The sequence below is a fragment of the Corallococcus sp. AS-1-12 genome (assembly GCF_020036995.1).
In the GTDB taxonomy this organism is placed as follows: domain Bacteria; phylum Myxococcota; class Myxococcia; order Myxococcales; family Myxococcaceae; genus Corallococcus.
Window position 1 is genome coordinate 162,506 of the sequence record NZ_JAIQDD010000005.1, and the last position, 12,762, is coordinate 175,267.

General features: G+C 70.3%; 10 protein-coding genes. 5 read left to right on the forward strand and 5 right to left on the reverse strand.

What is annotated here, in order from left to right:
• Positions 1 to 28: 28 nt before the first annotated feature.
• The 3 genes from K8556_RS10335 to K8556_RS10345 form a co-directional block, all read right to left on the reverse strand.
• Complete coding sequence (locus K8556_RS10335; RefSeq protein WP_223739871.1) at positions 29 to 1,213, reverse strand: iron-containing alcohol dehydrogenase; 1,185 nt, start codon at positions 1,211 to 1,213, stop codon at positions 29 to 31.
• Positions 1,214 to 1,232: 19 nt separating this feature from the next.
• The gene (locus K8556_RS10340; RefSeq protein ID WP_223739872.1) at positions 1,233 to 2,696 is read right to left on the reverse strand and encodes a glutamine synthetase family protein; all 1,464 of its coding nucleotides are present in this window, start codon (positions 2,694 to 2,696) and stop codon (positions 1,233 to 1,235) included.
• 66 nt (positions 2,697 to 2,762) lie between these two features.
• Positions 2,763 to 4,250 carry an aldehyde dehydrogenase family protein gene (locus K8556_RS10345; RefSeq protein WP_223739873.1) on the reverse strand — a complete coding sequence of 496 codons (1,488 nt, stop codon included), beginning with the start codon at positions 4,248 to 4,250 and terminating at the stop codon, positions 2,763 to 2,765.
• Between the two features lie 109 nt (positions 4,251 to 4,359).
• Between K8556_RS10345 and K8556_RS10350 the strand changes: the two genes are divergently transcribed.
• The 5 genes from K8556_RS10350 to K8556_RS10370 all read left to right on the forward strand — a co-directional run bounded on the left by K8556_RS10350 (position 4,360) and on the right by K8556_RS10370 (position 10,519).
• Positions 4,360 to 5,097 carry a glutamine amidotransferase gene (locus K8556_RS10350; protein WP_223739874.1) on the forward strand — a complete coding sequence of 246 codons (738 nt, stop codon included), beginning with the start codon at positions 4,360 to 4,362 and terminating at the stop codon, positions 5,095 to 5,097.
• Between the two features lie 75 nt (positions 5,098 to 5,172).
• Positions 5,173 to 6,006: a triacylglycerol lipase gene (locus K8556_RS10355; protein ID WP_223739875.1), complete on the forward strand. Its 834-nt coding sequence runs from the start codon at positions 5,173 to 5,175 to the stop codon at positions 6,004 to 6,006.
• 3 nt (positions 6,007 to 6,009) lie between these two features.
• On the forward strand, positions 6,010 to 6,471 hold the full coding sequence (locus K8556_RS10360) for a hypothetical protein (protein ID WP_223739876.1): 462 nt from the start codon (positions 6,010 to 6,012) through the stop codon (positions 6,469 to 6,471).
• Positions 6,472 to 6,601: 130 nt separating this feature from the next.
• Positions 6,602 to 7,819 (forward strand): AI-2E family transporter, encoded by a 1,218-nt coding sequence (locus tag K8556_RS10365; RefSeq protein ID WP_223739877.1) that lies wholly within the window; start codon positions 6,602 to 6,604, stop codon positions 7,817 to 7,819.
• Between the two features lie 141 nt (positions 7,820 to 7,960).
• On the forward strand, positions 7,961 to 10,519 hold the full coding sequence (locus K8556_RS10370; protein ID WP_223739878.1) for an ATP-binding protein: 2,559 nt from the start codon (positions 7,961 to 7,963) through the stop codon (positions 10,517 to 10,519).
• A 22-nt stretch (positions 10,520 to 10,541) separates the two neighbouring features.
• Here the strand turns inward: K8556_RS10370 and K8556_RS10375 are convergent, their stop codons facing one another.
• Together K8556_RS10375 and rho are read right to left on the reverse strand one after the other, a co-directional pair.
• Complete coding sequence (locus tag K8556_RS10375; protein ID WP_223739879.1) at positions 10,542 to 10,862, reverse strand: hypothetical protein; 321 nt, start codon at positions 10,860 to 10,862, stop codon at positions 10,542 to 10,544.
• Positions 10,863 to 10,887: 25 nt separating this feature from the next.
• The gene (gene rho / locus K8556_RS10380) at positions 10,888 to 12,501 is read right to left on the reverse strand and encodes a transcription termination factor Rho (protein WP_223739880.1); all 1,614 of its coding nucleotides are present in this window, start codon (positions 12,499 to 12,501) and stop codon (positions 10,888 to 10,890) included.
• Between the last annotated feature and the right edge of the window lie 261 nt (positions 12,502 to 12,762).

The window sequence follows — 12,762 nt, forward strand, 5'->3', positions numbered from 1 at the left end:
TGAAATCAAGCCGGAGTGAAGCCGCTTTTCAGTACGCCTCGCGGGCCATGGCCAGCAGGTCCGCCTCCGTCACGGCGCGCGGATTGCCCTGGTGGGACGCGTCCTGGAACGCCTTCTGCGCGATGTGCTCCAGGTCCTTCTCCTGCACGCCCGCGTCGCGCAGCCGCGTGGGGATCCCCACGGCCGCCGCCAGCTTGCGCACGCGGTCGATGGCGTTCGCCGCGAGCACCTCCTCGCGCGCGTGGGTCGTGTCCCCCAGCGCCGTGGCGATGCGCGCCAGCCGCGCCGTGCAGGACGCGCGGTTGAACTCCATCACCGCGGGCAGGACGATGGCGTTCGCCAGACCGTGCGGCACGTGGGAGATGGGCGTGAGCGCGTGCGCCAGCGCGTGGCTCGCGCCCAGGCCCTTCTGGAAGGCCATGGCGCCCTCCATCGCGGCCACCATCATGTCCGTGCGCGCCGCCAGGTCGCGGCCCTCCTTCACCGCCGTCACCAGCGAGCGCCCCACGCGCATCACCCCGTCGATGGCCACCGCGTCCGCGAGCGGGTGGAAGCCATTGGCGACATACGCCTCGATGCAGTGGGTGAGCGCGTCCATGCCCGTGGCCGCCGTGACGGACGGGGGCAGGCCCAGCGTCAGCTCCGGGTCGATGACCGCCGCCTTCGGCAGCAGGTGCGGGCTGAAGATGACCGTCTTGCGGCCCGTGTCCGCCAGCGTCACCACGCCCGAGCGCCCCACTTCGGAGCCCGTGCCCGCCGTCGTCGGGATGGCGATGAGCGGCGGCAGGTCGTCGCGCACGTACTGGTCGCCGCCCTTCGCGTCGTCGTAGCGGCTGAGCGGCGGCTCGTGCGTGGTGAGCAACTGCACCAGCTTGCCCGCGTCCAGCGCGCTGCCACCGCCCAGGGCGACGATGCCGTCCGCCTTGTGCGCGCGGTACGCCTCCAGTCCCGCGAACACGTCCTTCTCCGTGGGGTTGGGCTCCACGCGGTCGAACACCGCGCAGTCCAGCCCCGCGCCCTTGAGCACGTCCGTCACGCGCGCGGCGAGCCCCGCCTTCACCACGCCCGCGTCCGTCACCAGCAGCGGGCGCTTCATGTTCAACCGCGCCGCGTGCGCGGGCAGCTTCTGGAGCGCGCCCGCGCCGAACACGATGCGCGTGGGCCACGCCATCTCCGTGACGCGCGGCTCCGAGGGAATGTCGAAAGGCTTCATGAACGGTCCTCCTTCGAAATCAGATGAGCTCCAGGTAGCGCTCCAGCTCCCAGGAGGTGACCGCCCGCTCGTACTGGCGCACCTCCCACTCGCGGGTGCGCACGAAATGGTCCACGAAGCCGTCGCCCAGGATTTCGCGGGCGCGCTCGCTGTTCTTGAGCAGCGCCACCGCGTCCTTCAGGTTGCGGGGCAGCGGCTTCGTGTTCTTCGCCTCGTAGGCGTTGGACAGCACGGGCGCGGGCGGCTCGATTTCGTTCTCGATGCCCCACAGGCCCGCGGCCAGGCTCACCGCCATGCCGATGTACGCGTTCATGTCCGCGCCCAGTTGGCGGTACTCGATGCGCATGGACTTGCCGCTGTCACCGATGACGCGGATGGCGCAGGTGCGGTTCTCCAGGCCCCACGTCGCGGTGGTGGGCGCCCAGGTGTTCTCCACGCTGCGCTTGTAGCTGTTGATGGTGGGCCAGTAGAGCGCCGTCAGCTCCGGCATCAGCGCCACCTGCCCGCCGATGTAGTGCCGCATCAGCTTGCTCATCCCGTGCTTCTGCGACGGGTCGTGGAAGAGGTTCTCCTCGTCCTTCAGGTTCCACAGCGACTGGTGCACGTGGCCGGAGCAGCCCGGCAGCTTCGGGTCCACCTTCGCCATGAAGCACGCGGACACGCCGTGCCTCGCGCAGATCTCCTTCACCACCGTCTTGAAGAGCGCCGCGCGGTCCGCCGCCAGCTCCAGCGTGTCGTAGCGGATGGCGGCCTCGAAGACGCCGGGGCCCGTCTCCGTGTGGAAGCCCTCGATGTTGAGCCCGTACGCGTTGCACCCGTCGATGAGCGCGTGCACCAGCGGCGCGTTCATGGACGTGCGCAGCCACGAGTAGCCGAACATGCCCGGCGTCAGCGGCGTGAGGTCCTTGAAGCCCTTCTCATGCAGGCTCTGCGGGCCCTCCTTGAAGAGGAAGAACTCGTACTCCGCGCCGAACTTGGGCAGGAAGCCCAGCTTGCGCGCGCGCTGCCCCATCTTCTGGAGGAGCTGGCGCGGGCTCGCCTCGAAGGGCGTGCCGTCCGGGTTCACGAAGTCCAGCAGGAAGGCCGCGGTGTCCGGCTCCCACGGGATGATGCGCGCGGTGGACAGGTCCACCTTCGCGGGCGTGTCCGGGTAGCCCGTGTGCCAGCCCGTCACCTTCGTGTTGTCCAGCAGCTCGTCGCCCAGGTCCCAGCCGAAGACGACGTCGCAGAAGCCCATGTTGCTCTTCGCGGCGCTGTAGAACTTCTCCAGCGAGACGTACTTGCCGCGGAAGACGCCATCCACGTCGATGGCGCCCAGCTTCACCTTGCGGACGCCCTTCTCGTCCATCCACCGGCGCAGGGCGTCCATGTCCCCCTGCTGTCCGGACACCGCTCGCGGCCCTCCCTCGCTCCGCTCCTTCGCGCGGGCCCGGCGGGCCATCGCCGGATGGGTGAGCACCTTGGCCTTGGGACGCGACGCCATGCGGACCTTCCTTTTCTTCGTCATGCGGCGGTGAAGCGGTGGAATGGAGGGGAATGCACGCGCGCGTCAGGGAGACGGCAGCTTCGTCCACACGGCTTTCGTCTGGAGGTAGCCGTCCAGCGCGTGGTGGCCCAGGTCCTTGCCCCAGCCGGATTCCTTGTAGCCACCGAAGGGCGCAGCGTCGTCGAACTCGTTGAAGCAGTTGATCCACACCACGCCGCTCTTCACCTGCTTCGCCAGCGCGTGCGCCTTCGCGACGTCCCCCGTCCAGATGGACGCGGCCAGGCCGTACTGCGTGCTGTTCGCCATCGCGATGGCCTCCGCGTCGTCGCGGAAGCGCAGGCAACTGAGCACCGGGCCGAAGATCTCCTCCTGCGCGATCTTCATGTCCGGCTTCACGTCGCCGAAGATGGTGGGCTTCACGAAGCAGCCCTTCGCCTTGAAACCCTCCGTGTCGCGGCCACCGCCCGAGAGCAGCTTCGCGCCCTGCTGCTTGCCGCTCTCGATGTAGCCCAGCACCACGTCCATCTGCTTCTGGCTCACCAGCGCGCCCATCTCCGTGGTCGCGTCCAGCGGGTCGCCCACCTTCATCGCGCGCGCCTTCTCCACCAGCTTCGCGACGAAGGCGTCGTAGGCCTTCTCATGCACCAGCACGCGGCTGCCCGCGTTGCAGGTCTCACCCTTGTTGCCGAAGATGCCCCAGAAGCACGCCTCCACCGCGCGGTCGAAATCCGCGTCCGGGAAGATGATCTGCGGGCTCTTGCCGCCCAGCTCCAGCGTCAGCTTCTTCAGGTTGCTCGCGGCGGACGCCTGGAGCAGCCGGCGCGCGGTGCGGCCGGAGCCGGTGAACGAGATCTTGTCCACGTCCGGGTGCCGCGCGATGGCCTCGCCCGCGGGGTCGCCCAGGCCGGTGATGACGTTGATGACGCCGGGCGGGAAGCCCGCCTCCAGCGCCAGCGCGCCCAGCTTCAGCGCGGTGAGCGGCGTGTACTCGGAGGGCTTCACCACCACCGTGCAGCCGGCGGCCAGCGCGGGGCCCAGCTTCCAGCCCAGCATGCACGTGGGGTAGTTCCACGGAACGATGGCGCCCACCACGCCCACCGGCTCCTTGAGCGCGTAGGTGTGGAAGGGGCCGTCCACGGGCAGCACCTCGCCCGTGATGGTGCTGGCCATGTCCGCGAAGTTCGCGAGCGTCGCGGCTGCCGGCGCCACGTCACCCCGGATGGCGTCCTTGAAGGTCTTGCCGTTGTTCAGCGACTCGACGAGCGCGAACTCCTCGCGGCGCTCGTAGAGCAGGTCCGCCAGCTTGCGGATGAGCTTGCCGCGCTCGCGGCCGGTCATCTTCCCCCACGGCCCGGATTCGAAGGCGCGGCGCGCGGCCTTCACCGCGCGGTCCACGTCCGCGGCGGTGCCCGCGGGCACGTCCGCGATCTTCTGGCCGGTGGCGGGGTTCACCACCGCGAAGGTGCCGCCTTCAACGGGGTCCACCTGCTGCCCGTCGATGAGCAGCTTGAGGACAGGGAGCTTGGGAGTAAGCGAACGAGCGTCGGTCATGACGAGGCCTCGGGTGAGCACGGCGCGCGAGCGACCTGGAAGTGGCGGGCACCGGACACGGACGGCTGGACACGGTAGGAATGGAGACATGACGCGGCAAGCTGCCCCCATGAAGAACGTCCTCCTGCTGAAAGCCGGCGACGCGGCGACCTCCGTCCAGCTCTCCGTGGGCGACTACGAGCGGTGGTTTCTGCAAACCATTGGACTGTCCGGTCAGCGCTTCGACATCCTCCCCGTGCACCGGGGCGCGCCGCTGCCGAAGGACGCGAAGGGCTACGACGCGGTGATGATGACGGGCTCGCCCCTGTCGGTGACGCAGCGCGAGCCGTGGATGGAGCGCGCGGGCGCCTTCATGGTGGAGGCGGGCGAGCAGGGCATCCCCGTGCTCGGCGTGTGCTTTGGCCAACAACTCCTCGCCGAGGCCTACGGCGGCAAGGTGACACGCAACCCCAACGGCCGCGAGACGGGCACCGTGGAGGTGGCGCTCTCACCCGAGGGCCGCGCGGATCCGCTGTTCACCGGCCTGCCGGAGCGCTTCGCGGTGCAGGCCACCCACGAGGACATCGTCGCGCGCCTGCCAGAAGGAGCGACGGTGCTCGCGGGCAACGCCAACACCGCGAACCAGGCGCTCGCGTTCCGGAACAACGTGCGCGGCGTGCAGTTCCACCCGGAGATGCCCACGGACGCCATGCGCGCGGTCATCCTCGCTCGCGAGGACAAGCTGGACGCGCTCGCCCAGGAGAAGGGCGTCCCCGAGGGCGAATACGTCCCCCGGCTGTTGTCCGGCATCACCCCGACGCCGCACGCGCACCGGGTACTGATGAATTTTCTCCAACACTTCACCTGACCGGACGGGCGCTGATCCAGGCCGTGGGAAGACCCGCTCCCTAGCTTGCTCCGTGTTCCAGGACGGGGGCTGGGGATGAATCCGTTCGTGCTGCAGTACCGGAAGCTGAAGTGCCAGTTGAAGTACCTGGCCAGCTACGTGGATCTGGATCCACGCGGCAACCAGGTCGTGCGCCGCACGGACTTCAAGCGCTGCCAGAAGCCGGTGCTCCTGTTGCACGGCTTCTTCAGCACGCGCCGCGTCCTGGAGGTGCTGGAGCACCGCCTGCGCCGCGAGGGCTACTGCGTCTGGTCCATCCACCTGGGCGGCACCATGGACCGCTTCAACACGCACCGCATCGACGAGCTGGCGCGCAAGGTCCAGGGCAAGGTGGACCGGCTCTACGAGCGCCACCCGGGCATGGGGCCGCTCACCATCATCGGCCACTCCAAGGGCGGCCTCATCGGCACGTACTACGTGAAGCGGCTGGGCGGGGACACGCGCGTCAGGAGCCTCATCACCCTGGGCACCCCGCACAAGGGCACGCGCATGGCCTACCTGGGCTGCGCGACGCTGGGCTGGTTCAGCCGCAGCATGTGGCAGCTCACCCCGACGTCGCGCTTCATCAAGGAGCTCAACGTGGGCGCCTTCCCGCGCCACGTGCGGCTGGTGTCCATCTACTCGCGCGACGACGTCATCGCGCGCTACCCCTCGTCCGTGCTGGACGTGGAGGGCCAGCCCAACGTCTTCAACGTGGAGCTGTCCGGCGTGGTGCCCCACGGCGAGCTGCTCACGCGCCGGGCCGTGTGGGAGGTCATCCAGCGGGAGCTGGCGCTGGGCTATGCTGACGCCCCCGTGGCCGCGCCCGTCGCGGTGCTTCCGTCCCCTCCCCTTCCGGTGGCCCTGCCCGCCGCCGCCGCCAGCCCCTGACACATGCCCTCGCGCTGGGACCACCTCTTCGACCTCAAGCCCGTCGCCCTCGTGGACCACCTGCTGGACGAGGTGGCGCGGCTGCTCGCCAAGGACCTGGAGTCCTGGCCCCCGCCCGTCCAGGACCTGGACCCCGCGACCCTGGGCGAGTTCGCCCCGCTGTTCCAGGAGGCCACCCGGCGCCCCGCCCCGGCCGTCTACACGGAGGCCCTGCGGCTGGCGAAGTGGGACCTGGCCCGCGAGTTCGACGCCTTCGACGACTACGTGCGCAACAAGCGCTACCTGGAGCGGGGCCTGGGCCCCGACGACCGCGTCCCCCTGCTCTTCCTCACCCGCTGGCTCACCGAACAGATGCTGGGCCTGGGAGAGGCCACCCAGGGCCGCATCAAGCGCCCCCTGATGCGCGACTGCCTGGACCGCGTGGAGGCCCGCCTGGGCGACCGCTCCCGGCTGCCCCAGGCCTGAAGCCCCCGGCCGGCCGCCTGCTCCCATCCGAGGGGTTCCAGACCCTTGGGGGGCATAGGAGCCGGGCCGCGTGGAAGCTTTCGTCTCGGGAGCTTGTCAGGAGGGAGGCCGCTGCCTTAAGCCCGGGTGCATGTCGCCGCCTGTGGAAGCCACCGCCCCCGACGAACGCCGCAAGCGCCTGCTCCTCCTCGCGGGGTTGTGGGTGGCCCTCGCGGTGACGCTCTTCGCCCTGCGCTCGGTGGTGATGCCCTTCGCGGGCGCGGCGCTCATCGCGTACCTGGTGCAGCCGCTGGTGGCGCGCATCACCCGGCTGGAGGTGGCCGGCCGCTACGTGCCGCGCTGGGTGGCCATCCTGCTCATCTACGCGGGGTTCTTCCTCGCGGTGTACCTCTTCTTCGTCGCGCTGGTGCCGCAGCTCTACCGGGAGGTGGTGCGCATCAGCCGGGAGATGGCCGGCTTCGCCAGCGCGCTCACGCCGGAGCACGTGCAGGGGCTCGCGCAGCGCGCGGAAGGGTGGCTCAACACGTACGGCATCCCGGTGGCCCTGTCGGACCGGGCCATGGAGGGCGCGGCGGGGTCCGCGGGCGGCTTCAGCCTGGCGCTGGACCTGGAGCAGATGCTCACCGACGCGGTGGCGCGCGTGACGTCGCTCGTGAAGGAGAACCTGGCGGACATCGTCAACGTGTCGCGCCGCATCGTCACGGAGGTGCTGGCCGGCGTCTTCATGCTGTTCTTCATCCTGATGGTCGCCGCGTTCTTCTCCATCGACGCGCAGGCCATCCGCCGCTACTTCGGCACGCTCATCCCCGCGGAGCTGCTGCCGGACGCGAAGACGCTGGTGGCGCGCATCGACAAGTCGCTGTCCGGCGTGGTGCGCGGACAGGTCACCATCTGCCTGGTGAACGGCGGCCTCACGCTGGTGGGCCTGCTGCTGTTCGGCGTGAAGTTCGCGTTCCTGCTGGCCACCATCGCCACGCTCTTCAGCCTCATCCCCATCTTCGGCACCATCATCAGCTCGGTACCCATCGTCCTCATCGCGCTGGCGGACGGCTTCCAGAAGGGCGTCGCGCTCCTCTTGTGGATCATCGGCATCCACGCGCTGGAGGCGTACTTCCTCAACCCGAAGATCATGGGCGAGGCCGCGCGCATCCACCCGGTGGTGGTGGCCTTCTCCCTCATCGCGGGCGAGAAGCTCTTCGGCCTCTGGGGCGCGCTGTTCGCGGTGCCGGTGGCCTCCATCGCGGTGGCCTGCTTCGACTTCGCGCGCCTCAAGGCGCAGCCGCCCCCGCTGGTGGCCGCGACGCCCCAGCAGGCGGTCGCCTCCACGGACGCCGCCCCCGCGGCCTGAACTTCTCCAACGGGGCGGGACGCGCGGGCGCCCCAAGCGTCCACCGGTGGAAAGACCCGGGGCCGGGTCCCACCTTCCCCCCTGGCCATCCCGGGAGGGAGTGACTAATTCCACGCACGCCTCCGCCTCTGAGGACGTGTGATGCCCCCCAGCCCCTCACCGGCCCCGGACTTCCGGAGCCTGTTCGAAGCCGCGCCCAACCCGTACCTGGTGCTGACGCCGGAGTTCGTCATCGTCGCGGTGACGGATGCGTACCTGCGCGTCACGCGGACGCGGCGCGAGGACATCCTGGGCCGCGTCATCTTCGACGTCTTCCCGGACAACCCGGACGACCCGCGGGCCAACGGCGTCACCAACCTGCGCGCGTCGCTGGAGCGCGCGGTGAAGGCGCGCACCGCGGACGCGATGGCGGTCCAGAAGTACGACCTCCCCCGGCCCGCGGAGGCCGGCGGCGGGTTCGAGCCGCGCTACTGGAGCCCGCTGAACACCCCGGTGTTCGGCGAGGACGGGCAGGTGCGCTACGTCATCCACCGGGTGGAGGACGTCACCGACTTCATCCGCCTGAGGCACCTGGACGAAGAGCAGAGCCGCCAGCACGCCGAGCTGCGCGCCCGCGCGGACGAGATGGAGGGCGAAATCTTCCGGCGCGCCCAGCAGATTCAAGAGGCGAACCAGCAGCTCCGCGTGGCGAACGAGCAGTTGGGGGAGCTGGACCGGCTCAAGTCGGAGTTCTTCGCCAACGTCAGCCACGAGTTCCGCACGCCGCTGACGCTGATGCTGGGCCCCACGGAGGACCTGCTCGCCGGGCGCGCGGGCCCGCTGTCGGACGAGGTCCGCAAGGAGATGGAGCGGGTGCACCGCAACGCCGGGCGCCTGCTCAAGCTGGTGAACGCGCTCCTGGACCTGTCGAAGCTGGAGGCGGGCCCGAAGGAGGAGCGCTTCGCGCCCACGGACCTGGCCGCGCTGACGAAGGACGCGGCGTCCAGCTTCCGCTCGGCCATGGAGCGCGCGGGGCTCAAGCTCACGGTGGACTGCCCGCCCCTGTCCCAGCCCGTCTACGTGGCGCCGGACCTGTGGGAGCAGATCGTCCTCAACCTGGTCTCCAACGCGTTCAAGTTCACGCTCCAGGGCGGCGTCACGCTGCGCCTGCGCGAGCACGGGCAGCGCGTGTCGCTGGAGGTGGAGGACACCGGCTCGGGCATCCCCGCGCACGAGCTGCCCCGCCTCTTCGAGCGCTTCCACCGCGTGTCGGGCTCGCCGTCGCGCACGGTGGAGGGCAGCGGCATTGGACTGGCGCTGGTGCAGGAGTTCGCCAGGCTGCACGGCGGCAGCGTGTCCGCGAGCAGCACGGAGGGCGAGGGCAGCACCTTCCGCGTGGAGCTGCCCCTGGGCCACGCGCACCTGCCGCCGGAGCGCATCCGCACCACCGCCCGGCCGCGCTCCGCGGCGCGCGAGGCCACGTCCGCCTACGTGGAGGAGGCGCTGCTGTGGAGCAACGCGAAGCCCAAGGACCGCACGCAGTCCTCGCACCACCATCACCCGGCGTCCGCGGACGGCCACGCGCTGCCCCGCGCGCGCATCCTGCTGGTGGATGACAACCGGGACATGCGCGACTACATCCAGCGCGTGCTCTCCCCGGAGTACGACGTGGAGGTGGCGACGGACGGCCAGAAGGGCCTGGAGGCCGCGCTGGCCCGGCCGCCGGACCTGGTGCTGTCGGACGTGATGATGCCCAAGCTGGACGGCATGGGCCTGCTGAAGGCCCTGCGCGCCGCGCCCACCACGCGCGAGCTGCCCATCCTGCTCCTGTCCGCGAAGGCCGGAGAGGAGGCCACGGTGCAGGGCCTGACGTCCGGCGCGGACGACTACCTGGTGAAGCCCTTCTCCGCGGGCGAGCTGCTGGCGCGCATCGCGTCCAACCTGAAGCTCGCGAGGATGCGCGGGGAGATGGCCAACGAGCGCGCCCGCGCGGAGAACCTGGCGGAGGCCCTGCGCGCCCGCGACGACTTCCTCTCCGTGGCCGCGCACGAGCTGCGCACGCCCCTGGCTGCCTTTCAGTTGCACCTGGAGCTGGTGGAGCGCGGCCTGGGCCGGGACGCGCCGCCCAAGGCCGTGGAGCGCCTGCGGCATGCCCGGTCCTTCATCCGCCGGCTGGCGATGCTCGTGGACGTGCTGATGGACGTGTCGCAAATCACCAGCGGCCGGCTGAAGCTCACCCGCACGGACGTGGACCTGGGCGACCTGCTGGTGGAGGTGACGCGCTTCGCGGAGGAGGAGGCGCGCCGTGACGGCACGCCGCTCACCGTGGACGTGAAGGGCCCGGTGACGGGCACCTTCGACCCGTCCCGCATCTCGCAGGTGGTGCACAACCTGGTCGCCAACGCGCTGAAGTTCGGCCGGGGCCGTCCGGTGGACGTGTCGCTTCAGCCCGACGGAGAGGTGGTGCGCCTGTCCGTGGTGGACCACGGCATCGGCATCAAGCCGGAGGACCGCGAGCGCATCTTCGAGCGCTTCGAGCGCGCCGTGTCCACGCACCACTACGGCGGCCTGGGCCTGGGGCTCTGGGTGTCACGCCAGGTGGTGGAGGCGCACCAGGGCCGCATCGACGTGGAGGACACGCCGGGCGGCGGCACCACGTTCCGCGTGACGCTGCCCTTGAGGGACCCGCCGGTGGACATGGCCGGCGGGCTCGCGAGCTGAACGGGAGGCGGGGGCCGCGCCGCTACTGGCAGGCGGCGGCGCAGCGCGCCTCGCGGCACGTGGGGATGCACCGGCCGCAGTCCACGCTGTTGGGCGGACACGTCCCGTCGCACCGCACGCCGGCGCAGTCCGGCCCCACGTCGCGGTGGGTGATGGCGGTGCCCTCACCGCAGCACGCGTTCGCCACGCAGTCCGAGTCGTCGTAGCAGACCTGGCTGGAGAGCACCGGCGGGGTGTCTCCAATGGGCAGGTCCTCCACCCCCAGGTCGCAGCCCGCCAACAGCCCCAGGGTGAGGCCCGCGACAGCGCGGGCGACGAGCAGCGGGAGGCGGGCACGACGCATGGGGGCTCCTTGGGCCGGAAGGGAACTACCGGTTCATCGAGCCCAGGAACTCCGCGTTCGCCGCCGTCGGACGCATGTGCTTGAGCACGAACTCCATCGCGTCGATGGGGGTGAACGGGTGGAGCACCTGGCGCAACGCCGTAATGCGCACCAGGTCCGCCGGAGACAAGAGGAGCTCCTCCTTGCGGGTGCCGGATTTGTTGATGTCGAGCGTTGGGAAGATGCGCTTCTCCATCAACTTCCGGTCCAGGACGATTTCGGAGTTACCCGTGCCCTTGAACTCCTCGAAAATCACTTCATCCATGCGGCTGCCGGTGTCGATGAGCGCCGTGCCGATGATGGTGAGGCTGCCGCCCTCCTCGATGTTGCGGGCCGCGCCGAAGAAGCGCTTGGGCTTGTGGAGCGCGTTGGCGTCCACGCCGCCGGACAGAATCTTGCCGGACGCGGGCACCACCGTGTTGTAGGCGCGCGCCAGACGGGTGATGGAGTCCAGCAGGATGCAGACGTCGTACTTCTGCTCGACCAGGCGCTTCGCCTTGTCGATGACCATCTCCGCCACCTGCACGTGGCGCGTGGCGGGCTCGTCGAAGGTGGAGGACACCACCTCGCCGCGCACGCTGCGCTCCATGTCCGTCACCTCCTCCGGGCGCTCGTCCACGAGCAGCACGATGAGGTAGACGTCCGGGTGGTTGCGGCTGATGGCGTGCGCGATGTTCTGCAGGAGCACCGTCTTGCCGGCCTTCGGGGGCGCCACGATGAGGCAGCGCTGGCCCAGGCCGATGGGGCAGAACATGTCGATGATGCGCGTGGTCATCTCCGACGACTCGTGCTCCAGCTTGAGCTTGCGCGTCGGATAGAGCGGCGTGAGGTTGTCGAACAGGATGCGCTCGCGCGCCGCGTCCGACATGGGGTCCGCGAAGTTGACCTTGTCCACCTTCTGCAGCGCGAAGAAGCGCTCGCCCTCGCGGGGCTGGCGGATGGGGCCCGTCACCGTGTCGCCGGGCCGCAGGTTGAAGCGGCGCACCTGCGACGGCGACACGTAGATGTCGTCCGGGGACGGCTGGTAGTCGCTGTCCGCGCTGCGCAGGAAGCCGAAGCCGTCGCTCAACAGCTCCAGCACGCCCTCCGCGTGGACCTCGAAGCGCTTGTCCGCGATGCCGCCCAGCAGCGCGAAGATGAGGTCCTGCTTCTTGAGCCCCTGGTAGCCCTCGATGCCCGTGTCGTGGGCCATCTTCGCCAGGTCGACGATCTTCATCCGCTTCAGGTCATTGAGCTTGATGACCTGCATCGGGGTGCCGTCGCGCTGCACCTCCGTGATGGCGGGGCCCTCCGCGGACTCCTGCGGGGCGGCCGGAGCGGCCTCCTCGGCGGGCGCCTCCTCCTCCGTGCCGCGCAGCTCCTGGAGCTCGTCGTCGCGCACGGGACGGGAGATGGGCGTGAGCACCGGGCGGGGCGCCTCCGCGGCGACCTCGGGGGCCTCGGCCTCCTCGGCGGGAGCCTCTTCACGACGAGCGGGCGCGCGGCGCGACCGGGGAGCGGGCTTCTCCGCCTCCTTCGCCGCCGCGCGCTTGCGGCGGGGCTTCTCCTCGGTGAACTCCGGCTCGACTACCTTCTCTCGGGGGGAACGGGCTTTGGCCATGACGGTCTGCGCAACGGACTGAGGGGGAATCGCCCGAAGGCTCGGGCAGGCTGTACGCGGGACGGCGAGTCCGTCCGCGCGGCGCTCGGAAGCACCTTCCAGGGGGCAGCACCACCCAAGTCCTGGGAACGGACCGGAGGGCGCGTGGGCCTGTGGTTGGGAAGAGACGGCGCCGGGGGAACCCCTGCGCCAGGAACCGCGCTGGAAACTATTGACCGCCTCCAGAGCTGTCAAGGCATCCGTGCCTGGCTCTGTCCCGTT

Excerpts from the sequence above, each read along its gene's own strand:
- K8556_RS10335 (WP_223739871.1), bottom strand. The coding sequence starts at position 1,213 with ATGAAGCCTTTCGACATTCCCTCGGAGCCGCGCGTCACGGAGATGGCG.
- K8556_RS10340 (WP_223739872.1), bottom strand. The coding sequence starts at position 2,696 with ATGGCGTCGCGTCCCAAGGCCAAGGTGCTCACCCATCCGGCGATGGCC.
- K8556_RS10345 (WP_223739873.1), bottom strand. The coding sequence starts at position 4,250 with ATGACCGACGCTCGTTCGCTTACTCCCAAGCTCCCTGTCCTCAAGCTG.
- K8556_RS10350 (WP_223739874.1), top strand. The coding sequence starts at position 4,360 with ATGAAGAACGTCCTCCTGCTGAAAGCCGGCGACGCGGCGACCTCCGTC.
- K8556_RS10355 (WP_223739875.1), top strand. The coding sequence starts at position 5,173 with ATGAATCCGTTCGTGCTGCAGTACCGGAAGCTGAAGTGCCAGTTGAAG.
- K8556_RS10360 (WP_223739876.1), top strand. The coding sequence starts at position 6,010 with ATGCCCTCGCGCTGGGACCACCTCTTCGACCTCAAGCCCGTCGCCCTC.
- K8556_RS10365 (WP_223739877.1), top strand. The coding sequence starts at position 6,602 with ATGTCGCCGCCTGTGGAAGCCACCGCCCCCGACGAACGCCGCAAGCGC.
- K8556_RS10370 (WP_223739878.1), top strand. The coding sequence starts at position 7,961 with ATGCCCCCCAGCCCCTCACCGGCCCCGGACTTCCGGAGCCTGTTCGAA.
- K8556_RS10375 (WP_223739879.1), bottom strand. The coding sequence starts at position 10,862 with ATGCGTCGTGCCCGCCTCCCGCTGCTCGTCGCCCGCGCTGTCGCGGGC.
- rho (WP_223739880.1), bottom strand. The coding sequence starts at position 12,501 with ATGGCCAAAGCCCGTTCCCCCCGAGAGAAGGTAGTCGAGCCGGAGTTC.